The sequence below is a fragment of the Actinomadura livida genome, from assembly GCF_014648675.1.
In the GTDB taxonomy this organism is placed as follows: Bacteria; Actinomycetota; Actinomycetes; order Streptosporangiales; family Streptosporangiaceae; genus Spirillospora; species Spirillospora livida.
In genome coordinates this window covers 1-23,032 of the sequence record NZ_BMRO01000016.1, presented here as the reverse complement: position 1 = coordinate 23,032, position 23,032 = coordinate 1, and the positions used below count along the sequence as shown (strand labels likewise).

The following is a 23,032-nucleotide window of genomic DNA, read 5'->3' as shown; positions in this document are numbered from 1 at the left end:
GCTCCAACGCCGCGGCAAAGGGTTTTCCGCCCGGGGGCGCGGGTCAGTCGGCGGGTGGGACGGGGAGCGGGTCCTCCAGCGCGGAGAGGCTCAGCAGGACGAGCGCCGCCGTCCAGCCCAGCGGAGCGGGCCCGGCGGGGCGGCCGGCCGGGCCGACCTTCTCCGGCAGGACGCCCAGCGAGGTCCGGTGCGCCGACAGCCAGCTGAGCCGGCTGAGCGCGTCGCCGGTCCGGCCCGACGCGGCGGCCGTGAGGCCGAACATGGCGACCTCCGGCGTCCAGGCGACGTCGGGGGAGCCCGACCAGCGCTCGCCCGGCAGCACCCCGCCGTTCGGCAGCGCCTGCTTGCGGGCCGCGTCGATGACCGCACTGGTCACGGCGGGGTCGGCGGCCGCGAACGGCGGCGCGATGAACGTCACCGAGGTGTCCATCAGCCCGCCGGGGACGGGGGAGCGCGGGTAGCCGTACGGGGCGAACTGCCGGTCTACCGCGGCGGAGAGGCGCCGCGCCGCGCGCCGCCACTCGGCGGCCTTCCCGCCCTCGCCGCGGCGCTCTGCGAGGTCCGCGGCGGACCGCAGGCCCGCCAGCACCGGCCCGACGACGCCGAGCGTGGGCCGCCGCGGGTCCTGCTCGTGCCGGGGGTCGCGCTCCCAGTAGTCGGACGAGGCGGGCGGCAGCCCTTCGGCGTCCAGGGAGAGCGCCAGGTGGTCGGCGGCGCGCCGGACCATCGGCCACAGGTCGGGGACCTCGCCGTCCGCCGGCGGGTGGTGCTGCTGGTGGAACCACGTCGCCCACAGGACCCAGCCGAGCGAGTCGAGCTGCGCCGCCCGGCCGTCGGTCACGGCCGTCCCGTTGGCGTGGTAGCGCGCGGCCCACATGCCGTCGTCGTTCTGCACGCGGGAGAGGAAGCCGAGGACGCGGCGGGCCTCGGCCGGGTGCCCGGTCACGGTGAAGGCGGCGACGGCGAACGCGGAGTCGCGGGGCCAGGCGTACCGCCACTTGGAGTACCACGACGCGAGCGACGCGCCGTTCGGGCGGGTGAGGAGCCGCAGGTCGAGCAGCGCGCGGGCCGACATGTCGCGGTATCCGGGGTCGGTCCCGGTGACCGGGTCGAGCCCGCCGGTCGGGATGGTGCCCTGCGACAGCCATGCGCTGTCGGAGTGGATCGCGTGCCGGACCCTCGGGTCGTCCGCCTCGACGGTCACGGGCCGCTCGCCGCCGGACGGGATGAGCCGGATCCGCCCGTCCGGGAGCCGGACGGCGGAGCTGTCGGGGAGGTAGGACGCCCCGTCCGCCTGCTCGGGCGGCAGCGGGACGCCGGTGAACGGCCAGCCGCCCCCGCCGATCAGCCCGGGGCTCGCCCAGCCGGGCTCGGTGCGCTCCGGCGCGGTGGCGCCGCCGGTGGCGATGAGGGCCGCGACGAGGAGGAGCGCGCCGGTGCGCCGGAAAGTGCGCGTCCCCTTGTGGCGTCCCCTGTGCCGTCCCGGCCGCCGGCCCGACGGGACCCGGCGCAGCGGCGAATCGGGGGCGGACTCGGTGGGGACGCGCGGCGGGACGGTCTTGACCGCCGTCGCCCCGGAGACGGCATCGGCGGAGACGGGCGCCGCGACGGTGGTGTCCCGTTCGTCCGCCATCGCCATATGTCCGCCCCCTGCCGCTATCGCCGCCCTCGTTGATCACCGAAGCCCGAATAAGTACATCAAACTACGTCAACCGGTTCATCCTCCTCACGTGCCACTCGTGCCCGCCCCTGAGGACGAGCACACCTTCGTTTCGGTGACACTCATGGACAAACGGACCCGGCGGCATCACCACGAAGCCGGGTTGACTAGGCTGCATCGACGGAGCGGACCGCAGAGTGCCGGCCGCACGGAGTCCCGTGTAACCCCCACTCGCGTGGTCATTCGGCTGTCGATCCGTTTAAGGACGCCTCGTGGACCTGTTCGAACATCAGGCGAAGGAACTCTTCGCCGAGTACGGGGTACCGGTGCCCACCGGCAAGGTGGCCCATACCCCTGAGGAAGCCCGGGCCATCGCGGAGGAGCTGTTCGCCGCGGGTAGCTCGAAGGTCGTGGTCAAGGCCCAGGTGAAGACCGGAGGCCGCGGCAAGGCCGGCGGCGTGAAGCTGGCCGACTCGGCGGACGAGGCGCAAGCGCTCGCCGGCCGGATCCTCGGCATGGACATCAAGGGCCACACGGTCCACAAGGTCCTGGTCGAGGAGGGGAGCGCGATCGCGCAGGAGTACTACTTCTCCTTCCTGCTCGACCGCGCCAACCGCACCTTCCTCACCATCTGCTCCGTCGAGGGCGGCGTGGAGATCGAGGAGGTGCCGCACGACCGGCTGGCGATGGTGCAGATCTCGCCGCTGGACGGCGTGGACCGCGCGAAGGCCCGCGAGATCGCCGAGCAGGGCAGGCTGCCCGAGGAGGCCCTCGACGGCGCCGCCGAGATCATCGAGCGGCTCTGGGCCGTGTTCACCGACGAGGACGCCTCCCTCGTCGAGGTGAACCCGATGATCCTCACCTCCGCCGGCGAGGTGAAGGCCCTCGACGGCAAGGTCACGCTGGACGACAACGCGGCCTTCCGCCAGGAGCACGACAAGTACGAGGACAAGAGCGCGGCCGACCCGCTGGAGGCGGCGGCCAAGGCCAAGGACCTCAACTACGTCAAGCTCGACGGCAGCGTCGGCATCATCGGCAACGGCGCCGGGCTGGTCATGTCCACCCTCGACGTCGTCGCCTACGCCGGTGAGGAGTTCGGCGGCCAGAAGCCCGCGAACTTCCTCGACATCGGCGGCGGCGCGTCCGCCGAGGTGATGGCGAACGGGCTGGAGATCGTCATGTCGGACGGCGACGTGAAGTCGGTGTTCGTGAACGTCTTCGGCGGCATCACGGCGTGCGACGCCGTCGCCAACGGCATCGTGTCGGCCTACCAGCTGCTCGCCGAGCGCGGCGAGGCCGTCAACCGCCCCCTCGTCGTCCGGCTGGACGGCAACAACGCCGACCTCGGGCGCAAGATCCTGAGCGACGCGGCGCTGGACGGCGTACAGCAGGTCGACACCATGGACGACGCGGCCAGGCGTGCCGCGGAACTCGCGGCAGGTGCATGAGCGATGGCCATCTGGCTCACCGAGAACAGCAAGATCATCATCCAGGGCATCACGGGCTCCGAGGGCACCAAGCACGGCCGCCGGATGCTCGCCTCCGGCGCGCAGGTCGTCGGCGGCGTGAACGCCCGCAAGGCCGGGCAGACCGTCGACTTCGACGGCACCACGCTCCCGGTCCTCGGCACCGTCAAGGAGGCGATGGAGCAGACCGGCGCGGACGTGTCGGTCGTCTTCGTCCCGCCGAAGTTCACCAAGGACGCCGTCGTCGAGGCGATCGACGCCGAGATCCCCCTCTGCGTCGTCATCACCGAGGGCATCCCCGTCCACGACACCGCCTACTTCTGGGCCTACGCCGAGAAGAAGGGCGGCAAGACGCGGATCATCGGGCCGAACTGCCCCGGGATCGCCTCGCCCGGCAAGTCGAACGCCGGCATCATCCCGGCCGACATCACCACCCCCGGCCGCATCGGGCTGGTGTCCAAGTCGGGCACGCTGACCTACCAGATGATGTACGAGCTGCGCGACGTCGGCTTCTCCACCTGCGTCGGCATCGGCGGCGACCCCGTCATCGGGACGACCCACATCGACGCCCTCCAGGCGTTCCAGGACGACCCCGACACCGACGCGATCGTCATGATCGGCGAGATCGGCGGGGACGCCGAGGAGCGCGCCGCCGCCTACATCGAGCAGCACGTGACCAAGCCGGTCGTCGGCTACGTCGCCGGGTTCACCGCCCCCGAGGGCAAGACGATGGGCCACGCCGGCGCCATCGTGTCCGGTTCGTCCGGCACCGCGGAGGCGAAGAAGGAGGCGCTGGAGAAGGTGGGCGTCCGGGTGGGCAAGACCCCGAGCGAGACCGCCGTCCTAATGCGAGAGATCATGCGGAACCTCTAACGCAACCGAAAGACGCGACGCCCGCCCCGCCCGGGGCGGGCGTCGCGTCTTTCCCCCACCGATCCGTTGACTTGCGGCGTGTTGTTGTTATGGAGCGCTCCATAACAACAACACGCCGCAAGTCAACGAGGACGGGGGGTGGGCGGCGGGGGATGACGAAGGCGACACGCCGGGCCCGGCGGGGCTCCTGGGCGGTGCCGTGGTGTCAGCATGTAGCGGGTGAGCGAACCTAGCCCTGGACGGCGTGCCACCCCCGAGGCGGCGGGACGGGCGCCGCGGCGTCCGGAACGGGTGCCCGCGCCGCGCCGGCCGGACGGCCCGCCGCCCCCGGCCGCGCGGCCGCTGTACGTGACGGGGCTCGTCGCGGCGCTGTGGTGCATCGGGATCGGGCTCGCCGTGCTGACCACCGTCACGCTGGTCGGCTGGATCGCCGCGCCCAAGACCGCCCTCGGCGACGGCCTCGCCGGGGTCTTCCGGTCGGCCGTCAACTTCTGGCTCGTGTCCCACCACGCGGGCTTCTCCTACGACCAGGGGCGGGTGGGGCTGCTCCCGCTCGGCGTCGTCGTCCTGCCCGGGGCGCTGCTGTACCGCGGCGGCGGGTGGATGATCCGGGAGGCCGGGCTGCCGCACCGGCCCCGGAAGGCGGTCGTGCAGGTCGCGCTCGCGCTGGCCGGCCCCTACGCGGGGCTGGCGGGGCTGCTCGCGCTGGCCGCGACGTCCCCGCAGCTGCGGCCGTCGGCGTGGCAGGCGCTCATCGCGGGGTTCCTCGTCGCGGTCGTCGCGGGCGGGCTGGGCGCCGCGCGCGCCGTCGTCGCCGCGCAGGTCGCGGCGGAGGCGCGGGGGCAGCGGGTCCGCTCCGGGCTCGGCGCGCTGCTGCGGCTGCTGCCGGACCGGCCGCGCTCGCTGGTGATCGGCGTGGCCGGGTCGCTGTCGGTGCTGCTCGCCTCGGGTGCGCTGCTCGTGGGCGGGTCGCTCGCCGTGAACATGCCGGACGCCGGCCACCTGTACGACCTCCTCGCCCCCGGTGTCGTCGGCGGCGTCCTGCTGCTGATGGTGGAGCTGGCGTTCCTGCCGAACGCGGTGATCTGGGGCGTGGCGTACGCGGTCGGGCCGGGCTTCTCCGTCGGCGCCGGGACGAGCGTGTCGCCGACCGGGGTGTTCCTGGACGCCGTCCCGGCGTTCCCGCCGCTGGCCGCGCTGCCCGATCCCGGTCCGGCGCCCGCGGTGTCGCTGCTCGCGCTGGCGGCGCCGTTCGTCGCGGGCGCGGTGGGCGGCGTCCTCACGATCCGGTCCCTGCCCGCCCCGGTGTCGGAGGGGGCGCCGATGTGGGGGTTCGTGTGCGGGGCGCTGACCGGCGCCGTGGTGGCGCTGCTGAGCGCGCTGTCGGGCGGCCCGCTCGGCGGCGGGCGGATGGCGACGGTGGGGCCCTCGGCGTGGCAGGTCGGGCTGCTGGCGGCGCTGGAGGTCGGCATCTCCGCGGCGATCGCGGCGTGGGCGGCGAACTCGATGATCCTGCGCCGGCCCGCCCGCGCGGAGGCCAGGGCCGCGAAGCGCGCGGAACGTCCAGAGGGCCGTGCCGGGGAGCGGCCGGGGAAGCGCCCGCGCTCGCGGGAGGTCCCCGCGCCCATGCCGCTGTCGGCGCCCGTCCCGGGCGACTACGAGAGCACGCCCGCGCCCGCCCCTAGGGCGCCGTTCGCGCCGGATCCGCTGGAGTTCGAGGAGGCCGACCCCCTCCTCGCGCCCCGCCGCCGCACCCGCCGGAAGGCGGACCCGCCACCCGGCGCCGAACCGCCGGCCCGGGACGAGAAGCGGCCCGCGAAGGAGCCCGCCCCGCCGCCGGGCGACGGGACGGTCGTGGTCGAAGGCCATCTGGTGGACGACGTGCCCGCCGAACCCGTGGCTGAGCCGGAGGCCGCGGAGCGGCACGTGCCGCCGCCCCGCGAGGATCCCGGGCGGACCGAGAACCGCGGCGGCGCCATCTACGTCCTGCGCGAGGACCCGCCTCCCGGCGAGCACGGCGAGCCGCGCGAGTAGGCCCACGAGCAGGCCCGCCCGCGGCTAGAGCAGGTCGCCGTACTGCTCCATGCTGCCGGACGGCAGGCCGAGCTTGTCCTCGATCCTGGGGTAGAACTCGTCCTGGCACGCCTGCTCGTCGGTCGCGGTGTTGGAGGTGCTGAGGCAGTTCTGGTAGCCGCTCAGCTCCGACCACAGGAACACCGTCAGCGAGACCGACAGCACCGAGAACGCCAGCCCGACCGCGCCGAGCACGATGCCGGGGACGGCGCCCGGGGCGGAGCCGCTGGCGTCGCGCGCGGCCCGGCGGGCGCGGATGCCCACCACCAGCGCCGCGATGCCCAGCACCAGGCCGAGCGGATAGAAGAAGAACGAGGTCAGCAGCGCGATGCCGCCGAGCCACAGCGCGCGCCATCCGCCGCGCTGCGTCCGGGGCTGTCCCGCGGGCGGCTCACCCGCCGGCCGCCCGCCGGGGCGGTCTTCGGGCTGGACCGGAGGGCCCGGCTGCTCGCTCACGTGTCGTTCCTCCTGGAATGGTGCGGAACCGGACGCGGTCCGCGCGGTCTGCCGTCAAGCCGCGCCGAGCTGGCCCGATAGGCTTCGTCATGGCCGAACCCCCGCCTTAACGTCCACCAGGGAGTCATGGTGTCCGCCCGGCTCGTCGTCCTCGTCTCCGGCGCGGGGACCAACCTACAAGCGCTGCTCGACGCGTGCGCGGATCCAGCCTACGGGGCGAAAGTGGTGGCCGTGGGGGCGGACCGCCACGATATCGGCGGAACCGCCCGCGCCGAACGCTCGGGACTGCCCACGTTCACCGTCCGGATCCCGGACTTCCCGTCCCGTGACGACTGGGACGCCGCGCTCACCGAGGCGGTCGCCGAGCACGAACCCGACCTCGTGGTCTCGGCCGGCTTCATGAAGATCCTCGGTCCGCGCTTCCTCGCCCGGTTCGGCGGCCGGACCGTCAACACCCACCCGGCGCTGCTGCCGTCGTTCCCCGGCGCCCACGCCGTACGGGACGCCCTGGCGTACGGGGTGAAGGTGACGGGCTGTACGGTTCACTTCGTCGACGAAGGCGTGGACACCGGACCCGTCATCGCCCAGGAGACCGTCCCCGTGGGCTGGCATGACGACGAGGACTCCCTGCACGAGCGCATCAAGCGGGTGGAGCGCCGGCTCCTGGTCGACGTCGTCGGACGGCTGGCCCGCGACGGCTGGACCGCGCGCGGCAGGCGGGTCTCCATGAAGTGCAGGACCTGTTCGTCCGATCAAGAGGGGAGCTCGGCCGGTGAGTCGGGTGGCGATTAAGCGCGCGCTGATCAGCGTGTACGACAAGACCGGGCTGGAAGACCTCGCCCGGGGCCTGCACGAGGCCGGCGTGGAGCTCGTCTCCACCGGGTCGACCGCGGGACGGATCTCCGCCGCCGGGGTCCCGGTGCTGAAGGTGGAGAAGCTCACCGGGTTCCCCGAGTGCCTGGACGGCCGGGTCAAGACCCTGCACCCGAAGGTGCACGCGGGACTGCTCGCCGACCGCCGCAAAGAGGAGCACCTCCAGCAGCTCGACGACCTGGCCGTCGAGCCGTTCGACCTGGTCATCGCGAACCTGTACCCGTTCGCCGACACGGTCGACTCGGGCGCCAAGCCGGACGAGTGCGTCGAGCAGATCGACATCGGCGGCCCCACGATGGTCCGCGGCGCGGCGAAGAACCACGCGAGCGTCTCCGTCGTCGTCGACCCGTCCGCCTACGGAACGGTCCTGGACGCCGTGCGGGCCGGGGGCTTCACGCTCGCGGAGCGGCGCCGCCTCGCCGCGCTCGCGTTCGCGCACACCGCGTCCTACGACGTGGCCGTGGCGTCCTGGTTCGCGAGCAGCTACGCGCCCGACGAGACGGCCGCCGAAGCGCAGTGGCCCGACTTCCTCGGCGTGACGTGGGAGCGCGCGAACGTCCTGCGGTACGGCGAGAACCCCCACCAGCGCGCCGCGCTCTACACCGACGCGTCGGGCGGCGGCCTCGCCGGGGCGGAGCAGCTCCACGGCAAGGAGATGTCCTACAACAACTACGTGGACGCGGACGCCGCGCGCCGCGCCGCCTACGACTTCGCCGAGCCCGCCGTCGCGATCATCAAGCACGCCAACCCGTGCGGCATCGCGATCGGCGCCGACGCCGCCGAGGCGCACCGCAGGGCGCACGCCTGCGACCCGCTGTCGGCCTTCGGCGGCGTCATCGCGGTGAACCGCCCGGTGACCGCCGCGATGGCCGAGCAGGTCGCGGAGGTCTTCACCGAGGTCCTGGTCGCGCCCGGCTTCGAGGACGGCGCGCTGGAGATCCTCACCCGCAAGAAGAACATCCGCCTGCTGCGCTGCCCGGAGGGGCCCGCGAACGCGTCGGAGTACCGGCGGATCGACGGCGGCGTCCTGCTGCAGAGCGTCGACCGGGTCGACGCCTCCGGCGACGACCCGGCCACCTGGGAGCTCAAGGCCGGCGGCGCCGCGGACGAGGCCACGCTCGCCGACCTGGCGTTCGCGTGGCGGGCGGTGCGGTCGGTGAAGTCCAACGCGATCCTGCTCGCCGCGGACGGCGCCACCGTCGGCGTCGGCATGGGCCAGGTCAACCGGGTCGACTCCGCCAGGCTCGCCGTCGAGCGGGCCGGGGCGGAGCGCGCCGCGTCCGCCGTGGGCGCGTCCGACGCGTTCTTCCCGTTCCCGGACGGCCTGGAGGTGCTGACCGGAGCGGGCGTGCGGGCGGTCGTCCAGCCCGGCGGTTCGGTCAACGACGACAAGGTGATCGCCGCCGCCGAGAAGGCCGGGATCAGCCTCTACTTCACGGGCGTCCGGCACTTCTTCCACTGACGCGCGGCCGGCCCGGTGTGGCGGAGAACACCGACGCACCGGGTTTAGGCGTTCTCCACCGTCATTTCTGCGGGTAGCCTCGGGCTCGTCGCGTCCCCTGACTGTCCGTTGACCCCGGCGCGACGTTCGCATTGCTGGAGGCGCGGATGGATGTGCTGCTGTCGCTCGTGGTGGCCTCGGTCTACCAGGCGGACACGCTGCTGATGGAGTCCCGGCAGGTGATCGGCCTGCTCGCCGCCTTCCTGGCCGCGGTCCTGGCCGCGCATATCGGCTGGCACGGCACCGACCGCGTCATCGCCCGGCGCAGCCGCTCCGAGGACTGACCGTCCCGGGGGCCGGCGCACCGCCGACTACCATGGGTTTCACGCGACTGGCGCGGTCAAGGTGGATCACCACCGGGGAGCGATCGACGGTCCGGACACCGCGCGCCTGGGTGGACGGGCCTCCGGCGAGACCGCGGAGGAACGCATGACGGCACAGATTCTGGACGGCAAGGCCACGGCCGCGGAGATCCGCTCCGACCTCAAGGTACGCGTCGAGGCGCTCCGCGACCGCGGCGTGCACGTCGGCCTCGGCACCGTGCTGGTGGGCGACGACCCCGGCAGCCACTCCTACGTCAACATGAAGCACCGGGACTGCGCCGAGGTCGGGATCGAGAGCATCCGCCGCGACCTGCCCGCCACCGCCAGCCAGGACGAGGTCGAACGCGCCGTCGCCGAACTGAACGACGACCCCGCGTGCACCGGCTACATCGTCCAGCTCCCGCTGCCGAAGGGCCTGGACGAGCAGCGGGTGCTCGAACGCATCGACCCGGCCAAGGACGCCGACGGCCTGCACCCCACGAACCTCGGGCGGCTCGTCCTCATGCAGCCGGGCCCGCTGCCCTGCACGCCGAAGGGCATCGTGGAGCTGCTGCGCCGCTTCGACGTCCCGATCAAGGGTGCGGAGGTCACCGTCGTCGGCCGCGGCATCACCGTCGGGCGCGCCCTCGGCCTGCTGCTGACCCGCCGCTCCGAGAACGCCACCGTCACGCTCTGCCACACCGCGACCCGCGACCTCGCCGCGCACACCCGCGCCGCCGACATCGTCGTGGCCGCCGCGGGCGTGCCCGGCCTCATCACCGGCGACATGGTCAAGCCCGGCGCCGCCGTGCTGGACGTCGGCGTGTCCCGGGTGGACGGCAAGCTCGCCGGGGACGTCGCCGCCGACGTCCGCGACGTCGCCGGGTGGGTCGCGCCGAACCCGGGCGGCGTCGGCCCGATGACCCGCGCGATGCTGCTGGCGAACGTCGTCGAGGCCGCCGAGCGGGCCTGACCCGCCGCCGGCTCCGACCCGCTCCGCCGTACGCACGCGAAGGCCGCCACCAGCACCCCGGTGACGGCCTGCGCGACTGCTTCCCGGTACGGGATCGCGCCGTCACACGCGCGGCCCCGCACGGGCCGGTTCAGCGATCGCCCTCGTATCGCGCTGCCGGGAGGGCGACCGCAGGCTCACCTCAGCTGGCCCTCCGTCCCGCCGCGCTCGGCGCCGGGCGGCCCGGACCGTTGGCGTGACCGTGTCCCGTGCCCGCCCTGCGGGTCTCGGTCGTGCCGCGGACCCCGGGGACCCGCCCGTCCATCGGCGGGCGGCCCTGCGGGACGTGCACCGGCGGCAGCGGCCGGACGAGGCCCATCGCGATGACCTCGTTGGCGAGCCGCGTGCGCCGGTTGGCGCCCTCGGGGATCCGGAACTTCTGGTAGAGGCGCAGCAGGTGCTGCTTGACGGCCGCCTCCGTCACCACCAGCTCTCCGGCGATGTCGCGCGCCGTGGCCGGGGCCACGAACGCCTCGTCGGACAGTGCGGGACGGCAGAGCGAGGTCAGCACGTCGACCTCGCGGCGGGTGAGCTCGGGTGCCACGGCGCGCCGGAGTTCGACGTCCGGGTCGACCTCCTCACGGGGGATCCCCCCCATCCGGCAGCGCGCCGTGCCGAAGCTCACGACGTCGCCGTCCTCCAGGACACGGCGGGCGATCGGCCTGCCGTTGACTCGGGTCCCGTTGCGGGACAGGCCCATGTCCACCACGTAGACGTACGGACCGCGTCGGACGATTTCTGCGTGCAAACGGGACACACTCGGGTCGTCGAGGCGTACGTCGACTCCTCTCCCTCTCCCGACCGTCGTAACGTCGGGGCGCAGCGGCACCACCAGCCCGCTGTCCTCGATCCGCATGAACGGCCCCTCCACGGCAGTCCTCCCAGCTAGTTAGCGACCCCTGTCTGCCGGGTTACCCGGGCGCGTCACCGTCACACCCTCCTACTGGCGAGTAGCCCCGATGGCGCGGGGCATCCCGGCCTCTCGGGCATCGCTTCCGCCCCACCCGTCCCACCACCTTTTCCGCGCCGGGCCACAAGCCGGGCGCCCGGACCGGTGGAAGATCGCCGCGCCGCGCGCGCCGACCGGAGGCTTCGGGAGGATGTCGTGCAGGAAACCGAATGCCTATACCGTGACTTGAGCCGAGCGGAGCTCGTCCGTTGAATGGCGGTGGGCGGGGGCTGGAGGACGGTATGAGCACTCAGGTGCATCGGCGGCGGCGCAAAGCGCCGCGCGGCAGGGGCGCCGCGCCGCGCTGGCTCGCGCAGCTGCCGTACCTGATCGTGCTCAGCGGCGTCGGCGCCGGCCTCACGCTCTGCGCCTTCAACTACTTCCGCAAGGGCGCCGGCCTCATGGCGGCCGCGCTGCTCATCGGGGCGCTCGCGCGGCTGCTGCTGCCGGAGTCGCAGCTCGGGCCGCTCGCGGTCCGCAGCCGGTCCATCGACTGCTGGACGCTGGTCATCCTCGGCGAGATGGTCGCCTTCGTCTCGCTCAGCGTCCCGCCGATGCACAAGACGGGACTCATCCTCGCGGGCGCGTTCGGCGTGCTGATCCTGCTCGTCCTGCTGGCCCGCACGGTGAGGCTGCTCGTCGGCGGGCGCCGGGCCGGCCCCCCGGGCGACCGCGTCGTCCCAGGTGAAGGTGGTCATGGCCCACCGCAAAGCCGAGGGCAGGTCTAGACCTTCCGAGCGCCTCGGATAGCCTTGCCAGTTGAGCCTTACAAGGACCGAGTCCCTTTCGTCCGGGGTGTCCCGGCGGCGCGACACCGCCATACCGCCCATCGTGGATGACAAGGGCTCACCGCTGGCCAGGTGTAGGAAAGGGACAGCAACAGCATGCCCAAGATCAAAGTAGCGGGCCCGGTCGTCGAACTCGACGGCGACGAAATGACCCGGATCATCTGGAAATTCATCAAGGACCAGTTGATCCTGCCTTACCTCGATGTCGACCTGAAGTACTACGACCTGGGGATCGAGCACCGTGACGCCACGGACGACCAGGTCACGATCGACGCCGCGAACGCCATCCGCGAGCACGGCGTCGGCGTGAAGTGCGCGACCATCACCCCCGACGAGGCGCGCGTCGAGGAGTTCGGCCTGAAGAAGATGTGGCGGTCCCCGAACGGGACGATCCGCAACATCCTGGGCGGCGTGGTGTTCCGTGAGCCGATCATCTGCTCCAACATCCCCCGGCTCGTCCCCGGCTGGACCAAGCCGATCATCATCGGCCGCCACGCGCACGGCGACCAGTACAAGGCGACCGACTTCGTCGTCCCCGGCCCGGGCAAGGTGACGATCACCTACACCCCCGCCGACGACTCGGAGCCGATGGAGTTCGAGGTCGCCGATTTCCCCGGCGGCGGCGTCGCCATGGGCATGTACAACTACGACGACTCGATCCGCGACTTCGCGCGGGCGACGATGCGGTACGCGCTGGAGCGCGGGATGCCGCTGTACATGTCCACGAAGAACACGATCCTGAAGGCCTACGACGGCCGCTTCAAGGACATCTTCCAGGAGATCTACGAGTCGGAGTTCAAGGCCGAGTTCGAGTCCAAGGGCCTCGAGTACGAGCACCGCCTCATCGACGACATGGTCGCCGCGGCGCTGAAGTGGGAGGGCGGCTTCGTCTGGGCCGCCAAGAACTACGACGGCGACGTGCAGTCCGACACCCTCGCGCAGGGCTTCGGCTCGCTCGGCCTCATGACGTCCGTCCTCATGACCCCCGACGGCAAGACCGTCGAGGCCGAGGCCGCGCACGGCACGGTGACCCGGCACTACCGGCAGCACCAGCAGGGCAAGCCGACGTCGACCAACCCCATCGCGTCGATCTTCGCCTGGACCCGCGGCCTCGAGCACCGCGGCAAGCTCGACGACCAGCCCGAGGTGAGCGACTTCGCCCGCAAGCTGGAGCAGGTCTGCGTGGACACCGTCGAGAGCGGCCAGATGACCAAGGACCTGGCCCTCCTGGTCGGGCGCGACACGCCCTTCCTGACCACGCAGGAATTCCTGGAGGCCCTCGACACCAACCTCCAGAAGAAGATCAACGGCTGACCCCGCCGTGGCTTGGAGGCCGCTCCGGATTCGTCCGGGGCGGCCTTCCGCGTGTTCGGGGGCATGTCCGCCATGCCGGGTGGTGCACCTGGGCGATGGCGGGTAGGGGACGCGCGATAACCTGAGCCCGGAAATATCTCGATGGCGAGAGAACCCGCGCGGCGGCGGGCTCCGGACACAGCAGCAGGAGAAGAAGGAATGACTCGCACCCCAGTCACCGTCACCGTCACCGGCGCCGCGGGCCAGATCGGCTACGCGCTGCTGTTCCGCATCGCGTCCGGGCACCTGCTCGGCGAGGGCGTACCCGTGCGCCTGCGGCTCCTGGAGATCCCGCAGGCGGTGAAGGCCGCCGAGGGCACCGCGATGGAGCTGGACGACTGCGCGTTCCCGCTGCTGTCCGGGATCGACATCTTCGACGACGCGGGCAAGGCGTTCGAGGGCGCCAACGTCGCGCTGCTCGTCGGGGCCCGCCCCCGGACGAAGGGCATGGAGCGCGGCGACCTGCTGGAGGCCAACGGCGGCATCTTCAAGCCGCAGGGCGAGGCGATCAACGCCGGCGCGGCCGACGACATCAAGGTGCTGGTGGTCGGCAACCCGGCCAACACCAACGCGCTGATCGCGCAGCAGCACGCGCCGGACGTCCCCGCCGAGCGCTTCACCGCGATGACGCGCCTCGACCACAACCGCGCGCTCGCGCAGCTCTCGAAGAAGGCGGGCGTCTCGGTCTCCGACATCCGCCGGATGACGATCTGGGGCAACCACTCCGCCACCCAGTACCCGGACATCTTCCACGCCGAGATCGCCGGCAAGAACGCCGCCGAGACGGTCAACGACCAGAACTGGCTGGAGAACGACTTCATCCCGACCGTCGCCAAGCGCGGCGCCGCGATCATCGAGGCGCGCGGCGCGTCGTCGGCCGCGTCGGCCGCGTCCGCCGCGATCGACCACGTCCACACCTGGGTGAACGGCACCGCCGACGGCGACTGGACGTCGATGGCCGTCGTGTCGGACGGCTCCTACGGCGTCGCCGAGGGCCTGATCTCGTCCTTCCCGGTGACTGCCAAGGACGGGAAGTGGGAGATCGTGCAGGGCCTGGAGATCGACGACTTCTCCCGCGCCCGCATCGACGCCTCGGTCGCCGAGCTGTCGGAGGAGCGCGACGCCGTCCGCAAGCTCGGCCTCATCTGAGCGACTCCGCAGACGAGCCCCGGACCGCGCAGGTCCGGGGCTCGTTCGCGTCCGACCCGTTCCGCGGCCCGGCGTTACGGAACGCCGGCCGTGCGGCGGGCGAGGTCGCCTCCCATGTCGACCCAGGCCGGGTTCCATGCGTGTCCGTGCCCGGCGCCCCGCTGCCAGGTATGGGTGACATGGCCGCCGGGGTCGAGGGCGAACACCGACAGGTCATCACTGGGGTTGAGGACCACCGCGGGGTCGTCGGCGATGCGGCCGCCGAGTGGTGTCCAGGTGGACCAGGGGCCGGCGGTTCCGGTTTGCCAGCGGTGGTGGAGTTGTCCGTCGGTGCCTTGGGTGAAGACGACCATTCCTCCGTCGCGGCCGATGAGTGCGGTGGGGCGGCCTTGGAGGTCGCCTTGCATGTCGGCCCAGGTCGGGTTCCAGCGGTGGCCTTGTTCGGGGCCGTGTTGCCAGGTGTGGGTGAGGCGGCCGTCGGGGTCGCGGGCGAAGACCGACAGCGCGCCGTTGGGGGACAGCACCACCGCCGGATCCGAGGCCAGGCGGCCGCCGAGCGGTGCCCAGTCGGGGGCCCACGCCCCCTCCTCGGACTGCCAGGTGTGCCACAGTGCGCCGTCGGCGCCCCGGACGAAGACCACGAGCTTGCCGTAGCGGCCCACCAGCGGGAACGGCCGTCCGACGGCGCCCGGTGCGGGCCGGCCCAGCGGCGTCCACGCCGACCAGGCGCCGCCCGCGCCGCTCTGCCATCGATGCGTGACGCCTCCGGCCGGATCGACCCCGAACACCACCATCCCTTGTCCGGTGTCCACCACCGACGGCACCCCGACGCTCACCCGGGACTCCGGCCGCGGTCCGGGTTCGCCCACGCTCCGCGCGGCCTCCTCCAGCAGGGCTCTGGCCTTGGCCTCCTGCTGGTCGTACCTGGACGGGAACGCGGAACGCTGGACCTCCTGCGCGGTCAGCCCGGGCGTGAGCGTGGGGAAGCGCTGCTCCACGCGGATGGCCCGGACGAAGAACTGCTCCGCGGCGTAGGACACGTTCATGATCTGTTCGGGGGTGCCCCATCCCTGGCTGGGGCGCTGCTGGAACACCCCGAGGGAGTCGCGGTCCCCGCAGTGGAGATTGTTCATGTGCGACTCGACCCAGCCGGCTTCGAACCCGGCCAGCATCACCTTGGCGGACACCTTGAGCCGCAGGCCGGTCCGGTAGACGGTCTTGATGACTTCGGGATCATGGGTGGGCGGAACGTGGCAGGGCTTCATTGTGGAGCCTCCTCCTGTCGATGACGTTTTCAGCGTGTTGCGGGTGTTGCGGGTGTTGCGGGACACGCCGGCGTCCGCGCGGAAGGTGGGCGGGACGCCGGCGTGCCCGATCGCACGGGCAGGTCGCCTCAGCAGTGGATGATCATGCTCTTCCAGCCGAAGGGCGTCTTCTGCTCGTTGTCCCAGTGGGCGCTGAGCCTGTGATGGACGCGGCCCTTGCCGCCTGGCAGGTTGTACATCGAGGCGCTCTGCCCCGTCGCGTACCACTTGTAGGAGCCGTGGAACCGCTCGGGGATGTCGCTCGGCCCGCACGCGTCGATGGTCATCGATTCGCCCGAGAAGTGGCTGCCCTCGTACACGACGATGGTCGAGGCCTGGGCCGCGGCGGCGGTGCAGGCGATGATCCCGGCGGTGAGGGCCGGGACCAGGGCCAGGCGTTTCCTGTTCATGATCTCTCCTGTCGCACGCTGCATCTCTGCAGCTGTCGGATGGTCCGGCGTCGCGGCCGTGGCATCGGCCGGCGCCGAGACAGAGCAAAACCCGGCCGGTGCGGTGTCCAACAGGACCGCGGACGAGCCCGGACGGGCTCGGCCGGATCCGTGCCGGCTGCGGCGCCGATTGGGCCGGCCGCGCCGCGAGGTCCGGCCACGACCGGACACGTGCGGTCCTCGTCCGGGACGGTGCAGGACGGCCTAGGGCGCAGCCGGACGAGAGTGAAGCGGCGACCAGGTACCATCACCGACAGTGTTCGCATGGCTGCTGGTGGTCATCGTTGATCTGAGCGGCGCGGGCCGTCCGCTCCCGTACGTACGAGGAGAGCGCGATGCGATCGTGCGGCCCGGTCTTGCTGCTGGTCACCGTGCTGACGGCGGCCCTGGCGCACTCCGGAACGGCGACCGCGGCGCCGCTCGCGGTGCCTCCCACGGCGATCATCGCCGCCGACTTCCCCGACCCGGACGTGCTCCGGGTCGGCTCCGCCTTCTTCGCCTACTCCACCACCAGCACGGCCGGCACGGTTCCCGTCGCCGGCGCGCCGTCGGCCGCCGGACCCTGGACGATGCGCGGCGACGCCCTGCCCGCGAAGCCGGACTGGGCGGACAGGGAGCACGGCTTCTGGGCACCGGACGTCTCCCGGCGCGAGGACGGCCGGTACCTCATGTACTTCACCGCCCGGAGCGCCGCGACCACCCGCATGTGCGTCGGCGCCGCGCTCGCGGACGGGCCGCTCGGCCCGTTCCGGCCCGTCGGCGCCGGCCCTCTCGTCTGCGATGCGGCCGAGGGCGGCGACATCGACCCGGCGAGCTTCGTCGACGGCGACGGCCGGCGGTACCTGCTCTACAAGAGCGACGGGAACGCGCTTGACCCCCGGAAGCCTTCGATCATCTGGCTGCAGCAGGTGCGTCCGGACGGGATCGCCTTCGTCGGCCCCCGCAGGGAGCTGATCCGCAACGACCATCCCGATGAGGACGGTGTGATCGAGGCGCCCGTGCTGGTCAAGCGCCCTTCCCGGTACGTGCTCTTCTTCGCGGGCGGTGCCTACACCGGGAACGGCTACTCGACCAGGTACGCCACGTCCACCTCCCTGGCGGAGCCCTTCGCCAAGGCGCATCCGCCGCTGATGACGACCGAGACCCTCGGCGGCGCGGTGCAGGGCCCCGGCGGCGCGGACGTGCTCGGCGACGACATCTTCTTCCACGGCTGGCAGGGAAGGGCGCGCTGGACCTACAGGGCGGACCTGGGGTGGGCGGACGACCGCCCCGTCGTCCGGGGAAGCCTGGCCCGTTACGAGGCCGAGGGCGGTGCGCTGAACAACGCCCGCATCCGCGAAGGCGCCGCCGGAGCGTCCCAGGGGGCCGTCGTCGCCGGGCTGGACCACGAGGACAGCTGGGTCGACGTCCGGGTGTTCGCGCCGACCGCCGGGGACTACACCGCGCGCGTGGGGTACGCCGCCGGGTACGGCGACGCCCGGCACCTCGTGACGGTGAACGGCGGGACCCAGTTCGTGTTGGATTATCCGGCTCATGGCTGGGACGTCTGGAGAGAGGCGCCGGCCACGCTCAGGCTGGCCCGAGGCTGGAACACCCTGCGTTTTCAGCACCGCGACCGGTGGGCCGAGCTGGACTACGTCGACATCGCGTGAGACCGCGGTGGCGCGTGCGCCACTCCAGGTATGCGTCACTCCAAGTAGCTGAGGTCGCGTTTTCCGGCCCAGTTCTGCCGGGTGATGCGGTACTGGTGCGCGGCTTCGCTGCCCGGGTGGTACGGGCCGACGTCGACGGTGTCGGCCCGGGACCACTCTCCGTCGACCTTCTGGTCGACGAAGTACGTGAACTCGTTGAAGTCCATCTCCGAGGACACGAACGTGTTGGTGATCGTGAGCCGGCGGTGCCCCCGGGTCAGCGCAGGGGGGAGCATGACGCTCTGCTCCCGCCAGCCCCGCGCCTCCGCGGGCAGGGGCTGCCATACCCCGGCCAGGGCCCCGTCCACGGTGATGGTCGCGGTCTGCCCCCCGATGATGGCGTCGAGTCGGCGGGTCAGCCGTATCTCGGTGTGGGCGGGATCGACGGTCACCGAGAACCGGCTCGACCCGCCGGTCGTGAACGCGCGGCCGTCGTCGGCGACGGTGCGGGGAGGACGGGGGCCGGTGAACGCGGTGAAGCCGATGACCGCGACCAGGCCCAAGGCGGCGGCCGGCCCGGCCACCAGGACCACGCGTCGCCGCGTGGGCTTCTGGACGCGGAAGGCGCGGGCCATGACCGGCCGGACGTCCCGGCCCGCCGCTGCGCCGCCGTCCCCGGCATCGCCGGGAGGAGACGGGACTGGCCGCTCCACCTCGTCGGCCTCCGCGGGCTGCGCCACGGAGACCCGCGTCGCGGAGACCTGTGTCGCGGAGACCTGTGTCGCAGAAACCTGGGACAACTTCACCCGTGCCCAAGCCCGCTCCCAGTCGGGGACTTCCTCTTCGGGAACCTGGCATGCCCGCAGGAAGGCGACCATCATCGCCTTCTTGGGGAACCTGCGGCCGGCCAGCATGTCCGAACAGGTCGTCCGTGCCAGCCGGATCCCGCCCGCCCGCTGGGTCCGCAGCTCCAGCTCGCGCAGCGAGACATCGGCTCGCGCGTACTGCTCGGCCAGGAGTCTCGCCAGCTCTTCCGTGCACGTCACCGCGGCCAGCTCGGCGCGGCGCGCGTCGCCGGATGCTGCTGCGTCGTCAGTCGTCGTCGTCACGGCGGCCCTCTGCACTTGAGTTCTCTGCGGTCGTGCTAGCCGATCGCCCCCTCATGATAACCAAGGGTGGTCGATTGATTACTAGACGTTTTCGCAAGGGTCAGGGGAACTGCGGGGCGATCGCCGATGCCGGGCCGTGAAGGGCGGTCGTACGCCGTCGCCTAGGCTCCGCGGCGGCGGTGCTCGAGGGCTTCGAGGCCGGCGATGAGCAGGTCGAGGCCGAACTCGTACTCGTCGTCCACGCCCTCGGCCTCGGCCACCGACTCGCCGTCGACGACGTACCCGCCGGCGGCCATGATCGTGCCGACGTGCGGGAAGCGCTCGGCGGTGATGACCTTCCGCAGTGCGGCCACTCCGGCGGAGGTGATGGCGGGCCTGCCCTCCGCCGCGAGGGATCGCTCCAGCTCGACCATGGAGACGACGTGCTGGGAGACGAGCAGGATCGCGGCGACCTTCTCGTCGGCCGCGAGGTCGAGGCCCGACAGTGCCGCGAGCCCGAGGTCGGCGGCCCGGACCGAGGCGGGCATCAGGACGGTCGTCTGCCCGCGCGGGATCTCCAGCACCCAGGGGTGGGCGCGGTAGGCGTCCCGGATCAGCCCCGCCCACATCCTGATCGCGTCGCGCCAGTCGCCGGGCAGTTCGACCGTCTCCGCGGAGGTCAGCGCGGCGTCCTGCATGAGGCGCACGAGGTCGTCCTTGCTCGACACGTACCGGTAGAGCGACATGGTGGTGAAGTCCAGCGACTTCGCCACCGCCTGCATGGTCACGGCGCCGAGGCCCTTGTCGTCGGCGATCTCGATGGCGGCCGCGATGATCCGGTCATGGGTCAGCCCGCGTGCCGGCCCGCGCTGCGGGGTCTCCTGCATGCCCCAGGCGATCGCGAGGGGCTGCGGTAGGCCGGTCCCGGTCGTGTCTGCCATGTGGTCGATGTTCTCACTCGTGGTTCTCGCTCGTGACCTGGCGCGCACCTGATCACTGTGTACGACACATACTGTTTATGTCATACTCAGTGTATGTCATACACGGATTCGCCGCTGATCGAGCTCGACGGGCTCACGAAGGGCTTCGGGGGCAACGAGGTCATCAAGGGCCTCGACCTGACGCTCCCCCCGGGCATCCACGCGCTCCTCGGCCCGAACGGCGCCGGGAAGACCACGCTGGTCAACATCCTGTCCACGCTGACGCCCGCCGACTCGGGGACCGCCCGCGTCCTCGGCCTGGACGTCCGCCGGGACAAGCGGAGGATCCAGCGCCTGATCTCGCTGACCGGCCAGTACGCCGCCGTGGACGAACGGCTCACCGGCATCGAGAACCTGCACATGATGGGCCGGCTGTTCGGCCTCTCCCGCCGCGACACCGCCGCCCGCGCCGCCGGCCTGCTCGACCGGTTCGAGCTCGCCGCGGCGGCGGGCCGGCGGGTGAGCGGCTACTCCGGCGGCATGCGCCGCAAGCTCGACATCGCGGTCGGCCTCATCGCGCGGCCGCGGCTGCTCTTCCTCGACGAGCCGACCACCGGCCTGGACACCCGCAGCCGGCAGACGCTGTGGGACGAGATCACCGCCCTGGCCGGGGACGGCACCTCGATCTTCCTCACCACCCAGTACCTCGAAGAGGCCGACGTCCTGGCCGACCGGATCATGGTCCTGAACGGCGGCCGCGTCGTCGCCGACGGGACCGCCTCCCAGCTCAAGGAACGCGTGGGCGGCTCCACCATCCGGTTGCACGACGGCCAGGGCAGGGTCACCGAGGAGATCGCCACCCGCGGCACGGCCCTGGAGATCTCCCGGCACCTCGCCGCCCTGGCCGCCGAACGGCCCGACGTCCGGGTCACGGTCCGCCGTCCCACCCTCGACGAGGTCTTCCTTCAGCTCACCGGAAAGCAGGCGTCATGACCACGACCCCGAGGACCGCGATCTCAACGGTGACTCCTGCGCCACCGCACCCTCCGGCGCGCGGCGCCGGGCTCCTCGTCGGCCTGCGCGTCTTCACCGCCCGCAGCCTCAAGCACTCCTTCCGCGACGGCGAGTCGCTGCTGATGGCGATCCTCCTGCCCGTCTTGCTCATGCTGATCTTCACCTACGTCCTCGGCGGCGCCATGGACGTCGGGGAGGGCGGCGACGCGGCCGGGGCGCGCGAGGCGTACCTGGCGTTCGTCCTGCCGGCCGTCGCCCTGATCGCGGCGGGGTTCGGCGCCTCCTACACCTCCGTCGTGGTCAGCAACGACATGACGACCGGGTTCATGAACCGGCTGCGCACCATGCCGTTCCCGTCCGTGACGGTGCTGCTGGGGCACGCGGCGTCGTCGATGGTGCGCAACCTGCTGGCCACCGCGGTGGTCCTCCTCGTGGGCTTCGCCGTCGGGTTCCGCACCGACGCGAGCGTCCCGCAGTTCCTCGGCGCCGTCGGGATCATCGCGGTGTGGATCCTGGTGATCACATGCGTGTTCGCGATGCTCGGGATGGTGGCGGGGTCGGCCGAGGCCGCCACCGGCTACGGCTTCATCCTGCTGTTCCTGCCCTACATCTCCAGCGGCTTCGCACGTGTGGAGACCATGCCCGCCTGGCTGCGGCCGATCGCCGAGCACCAGCCGATGACGCCCGTCATCGACTCCTCGCGCGCTCTGCTGAACGGCCGGGCGCCCGGTTCCGAGCTCTGGGTGGGGATGCTCTGGTGCGCCGGCCTCATGCTGCTGGCCGTCTGGCTGATCGCCGTGATCTTCCCCCGGAAGGTGGCCCGCACCTGAGAGCCGGCGGGTCAGGGGCGGCGGGGCGGGCTGCCGATGGCGATCGAGAGGAGGAGGACCAGGCCGGCGGCCGCCGCCACCTGGAGCTGTCCGGCCACGGGTATGTCCTCCTTCGGGCCTGCGATCGGGGCGACGCGGCCCTGCGGGTCGAGGACGACCGGCAGCGTGTCGCCGGGCTCGTGGCCTTCGCAGTTCGACCCGTACTCGTGCGGGATCGGTGTGCCGTCGGTGCGGCGCAGCGTGCAGTGGTGGTGCGGCCTGCCTCGGGACTGGGTCGTCCACGTCCGGGCCACGACCGCGTCGGCGTCGGTGCCGACCAGCGCCATCGCGACGTCCCGTGCGGCGATGACGCCGACGCCGTAGAGGACGAGCAGCGCCAGGGCGCCGAGCGACAGGGGCACGGTCTTGAACCCGAGCGGCCGCCGCCCGCCGTACAGGAGCCCCAGCGCGACGACCGCGCCGAAGAAGCCGCAGATGGCGAGGAGGGCCGCGGCCGTCACGCCGCCCCGCATGTAGGCGGCCGACGCCGGTACCAGGCCGAGCACGGCGATGGCGGCCGTCCGGGTCCCGCGCCACAGCGCGCGGAGCACCGGGCGCGGTCGTGCGGGCATGCGTCCTCCAGCGGGTCGTCCCCTGGGACGTTGACACGCTCCCCGGCCCGAAGGCCGGAGATTCAGCCTGTGTCGCGTGTGCGGCACTTCTGTGGCTTCCTGTTTCACCGGGTCCTGCCTTCCGCTAGGCGGAGGGGCTTATGGTCCCTCCGCAGGCGTTTAGGCTGTCCGCCCGTCCGGCGGCCAGGATGTTGTTGGCGGCGTTGACGTCCCGGTCGTGGACCGCGCCGCACGGACAGGCCCATTCGCGGACGTTCAGTGGCATGGCTTCGGCGACCGTCCCGCACGCTCCGCAGAGCTTGGAGGAGGGGAACCAGCGGTCCACCTTCGTGAAGGTGCGGCCGTGCCGTTCGGCCTTGTACTCCAGCCTTGCGACGAACTGGGACCAGCCCGCGTCGTGTACGGACTTGGCCAGCCGGGTGCGGGCGAGACCGTTCACCGCGAGGTCCTCCACGTAGACCGCTTGGTTGTCGCGGATCAACTGTGTGGAGAGCTTGTGGTGGTGGTCCCGCCGCGCATCGGTGACGCGGGCGTGCATCCGCGCGACCTTCGCGACGGCCTTCCGCCGGTTCTGCGATCCCTTCTGCTTGCGCGACAGCGCCTGCTGCGCTTTGCGGAGGCGGCGTTCGGCGCGGCGCAGGAACCTCGGCGAGGTGATCTTCCGGCCGTCCGAGGTCACCGCGAAATGCGTCAACCCCAGATCGATCCCGACCTCGGCCGCCACCTCCGG

At 72.2% G+C, this 23,032-nt stretch carries 22 protein-coding genes and 1 riboswitch; of the genes, 13 read left to right on the top strand and 9 right to left on the bottom strand.

The genetic code is table 11. The features are described from left to right. Positions 1-43 precede the first annotated feature (43 nt). Positions 44-1,633: a glycoside hydrolase family 15 protein gene (locus IEZ03_RS30635; protein WP_184889005.1), complete on the bottom strand. Its 1,590-nt coding sequence runs from the start codon at positions 1,631-1,633 to the stop codon at positions 44-46. Between the two features lie 299 nt (positions 1,634-1,932). Here IEZ03_RS30635 and sucC point away from each other — a divergent pair, with 299 nt between their 5' ends. The 3 genes from sucC (at position 1,933) to IEZ03_RS30620 (ending at position 6,033) form a co-directional block, all read left to right on the top strand. Then, a complete protein-coding gene (sucC, locus tag IEZ03_RS30630) occupies positions 1,933-3,108 on the top strand; it encodes an ADP-forming succinate--CoA ligase subunit beta (RefSeq protein WP_184889003.1) in 1,176 nt (391 codons plus the stop codon). A 3-nt stretch (positions 3,109-3,111) separates the two neighbouring features. After that, entirely contained in the window at positions 3,112-3,999 is an 888-nt protein-coding gene (sucD, locus tag IEZ03_RS30625; RefSeq protein WP_184889001.1) for a succinate--CoA ligase subunit alpha, read from the top strand. Positions 4,000-4,218: 219 nt separating this feature from the next. Then, complete coding sequence (locus IEZ03_RS30620; RefSeq protein ID WP_229808688.1) at positions 4,219-6,033, top strand: cell division protein PerM; 1,815 nt, start codon at positions 4,219-4,221, stop codon at positions 6,031-6,033. Between the two features lie 24 nt (positions 6,034-6,057). Here IEZ03_RS30620 and IEZ03_RS30615 read toward each other — a convergent pair whose 3' ends face one another. Continuing rightward, positions 6,058-6,528 (bottom strand): hypothetical protein, encoded by a 471-nt coding sequence (locus tag IEZ03_RS30615; protein WP_184889000.1) that lies wholly within the window; start codon positions 6,526-6,528, stop codon positions 6,058-6,060. Between the two features lie 126 nt (positions 6,529-6,654). On the opposite strand from IEZ03_RS30615, the gene purN reads away from it, so the two are divergent. From purN to IEZ03_RS30595, 4 genes are all read left to right on the top strand, one after another. Next, positions 6,655-7,320 (top strand): phosphoribosylglycinamide formyltransferase, encoded by a 666-nt coding sequence (gene purN / locus IEZ03_RS30610; protein WP_184888998.1) that lies wholly within the window; start codon positions 6,655-6,657, stop codon positions 7,318-7,320. Further along, a complete protein-coding gene (gene purH / locus IEZ03_RS30605; protein ID WP_184888996.1) occupies positions 7,301-8,863 on the top strand; it encodes a bifunctional phosphoribosylaminoimidazolecarboxamide formyltransferase/IMP cyclohydrolase in 1,563 nt (520 codons plus the stop codon). Before purN ends, purH begins: the two co-directional genes overlap by 20 nt. Before the next feature lie 146 nt (positions 8,864-9,009). After that, complete coding sequence (locus tag IEZ03_RS30600) at positions 9,010-9,186, top strand: hypothetical protein (RefSeq protein WP_184888994.1); 177 nt, start codon at positions 9,010-9,012, stop codon at positions 9,184-9,186. 33 nt (positions 9,187-9,219) lie between these two features. Further along, positions 9,220-9,305: riboswitch (ZMP/ZTP riboswitch) on the top strand. 26 nt (positions 9,306-9,331) lie between these two features. Then, positions 9,332-10,177, top strand: a complete 846-nt coding sequence (locus IEZ03_RS30595) for a bifunctional methylenetetrahydrofolate dehydrogenase/methenyltetrahydrofolate cyclohydrolase (protein WP_184888991.1) — start codon at positions 9,332-9,334, stop codon at positions 10,175-10,177. A 181-nt stretch (positions 10,178-10,358) separates the two neighbouring features. On the opposite strand, the gene IEZ03_RS30590 is transcribed toward IEZ03_RS30595, so the two are convergent. Beyond that, positions 10,359-11,087, bottom strand: coding sequence for an FHA domain-containing protein (locus tag IEZ03_RS30590; RefSeq protein WP_132051483.1), 729 nt, complete (start codon positions 11,085-11,087; stop codon positions 10,359-10,361). A 320-nt stretch (positions 11,088-11,407) separates the two neighbouring features. On the opposite strand from IEZ03_RS30590, the gene IEZ03_RS30585 reads away from it, so the two are divergent. The 3 genes from IEZ03_RS30585 to IEZ03_RS30575 all read left to right on the top strand — a co-directional run bounded on the left by IEZ03_RS30585 (position 11,408) and on the right by IEZ03_RS30575 (position 14,455). Beyond that, a complete protein-coding gene (locus IEZ03_RS30585; protein ID WP_184888989.1) occupies positions 11,408-11,893 on the top strand; it encodes a DUF3017 domain-containing protein in 486 nt (161 codons plus the stop codon). Between the two features lie 156 nt (positions 11,894-12,049). Further along, positions 12,050-13,267, top strand: coding sequence for an NADP-dependent isocitrate dehydrogenase (locus IEZ03_RS30580; RefSeq protein WP_184888987.1), 1,218 nt, complete (start codon positions 12,050-12,052; stop codon positions 13,265-13,267). Positions 13,268-13,465: 198 nt separating this feature from the next. After that, positions 13,466-14,455, top strand: coding sequence for a malate dehydrogenase (locus tag IEZ03_RS30575; RefSeq protein ID WP_184888985.1), 990 nt, complete (start codon positions 13,466-13,468; stop codon positions 14,453-14,455). Between the two features lie 74 nt (positions 14,456-14,529). On the opposite strand, the gene IEZ03_RS30570 is transcribed toward IEZ03_RS30575, so the two are convergent. Together IEZ03_RS30570 and IEZ03_RS30565 are read right to left on the bottom strand one after the other, a co-directional pair. Then, positions 14,530-15,720 carry a PLL family lectin gene (locus tag IEZ03_RS30570; RefSeq protein ID WP_189241251.1) on the bottom strand — a complete coding sequence of 397 codons (1,191 nt, stop codon included), beginning with the start codon at positions 15,718-15,720 and terminating at the stop codon, positions 14,530-14,532. A 128-nt stretch (positions 15,721-15,848) separates the two neighbouring features. Continuing rightward, positions 15,849-16,169: a MiAMP1 family antimicrobial peptide gene (locus IEZ03_RS30565; protein WP_184888981.1), complete on the bottom strand. Its 321-nt coding sequence runs from the start codon at positions 16,167-16,169 to the stop codon at positions 15,849-15,851. Between the two features lie 374 nt (positions 16,170-16,543). Here IEZ03_RS30565 and IEZ03_RS30560 point away from each other — a divergent pair, with 374 nt between their 5' ends. Next, positions 16,544-17,860 carry a family 43 glycosylhydrolase gene (locus IEZ03_RS30560; RefSeq protein ID WP_184888979.1) on the top strand — a complete coding sequence of 439 codons (1,317 nt, stop codon included), beginning with the start codon at positions 16,544-16,546 and terminating at the stop codon, positions 17,858-17,860. Positions 17,861-17,895: 35 nt separating this feature from the next. On the opposite strand, the gene IEZ03_RS30555 is transcribed toward IEZ03_RS30560, so the two are convergent. After that, positions 17,896-18,948: a hypothetical protein gene (locus IEZ03_RS30555; RefSeq protein ID WP_184888977.1), complete on the bottom strand. Its 1,053-nt coding sequence runs from the start codon at positions 18,946-18,948 to the stop codon at positions 17,896-17,898. A gap of 161 nt (positions 18,949-19,109) precedes the next feature. Then, positions 19,110-19,868, bottom strand: a complete 759-nt coding sequence (locus IEZ03_RS30550; RefSeq protein ID WP_184888975.1) for a TetR/AcrR family transcriptional regulator — start codon at positions 19,866-19,868, stop codon at positions 19,110-19,112. A 93-nt stretch (positions 19,869-19,961) separates the two neighbouring features. On the opposite strand from IEZ03_RS30550, the gene IEZ03_RS30545 reads away from it, so the two are divergent. Together IEZ03_RS30545 and IEZ03_RS30540 are read left to right on the top strand one after the other, a co-directional pair. Continuing rightward, the gene (locus tag IEZ03_RS30545; RefSeq protein WP_184888973.1) at positions 19,962-20,840 is read left to right on the top strand and encodes an ATP-binding cassette domain-containing protein; all 879 of its coding nucleotides are present in this window, start codon (positions 19,962-19,964) and stop codon (positions 20,838-20,840) included. Beyond that, on the top strand, positions 20,837-21,691 hold the full coding sequence (locus IEZ03_RS30540; RefSeq protein WP_184888970.1) for an ABC transporter permease: 855 nt from the start codon (positions 20,837-20,839) through the stop codon (positions 21,689-21,691). Before IEZ03_RS30545 ends, IEZ03_RS30540 begins: the two co-directional genes overlap by 4 nt. A gap of 11 nt (positions 21,692-21,702) precedes the next feature. Here IEZ03_RS30540 and IEZ03_RS30535 read toward each other — a convergent pair whose 3' ends face one another. Together IEZ03_RS30535 and IEZ03_RS30530 are read right to left on the bottom strand one after the other, a co-directional pair. Further along, complete coding sequence (locus IEZ03_RS30535) at positions 21,703-22,302, bottom strand: hypothetical protein (RefSeq protein ID WP_184888968.1); 600 nt, start codon at positions 22,300-22,302, stop codon at positions 21,703-21,705. 124 nt (positions 22,303-22,426) lie between these two features. Further along, the coding region (locus IEZ03_RS30530; protein WP_189241250.1) for an RNA-guided endonuclease InsQ/TnpB family protein at positions 22,427-23,032 on the bottom strand (606 nt) is incomplete at its 5' end.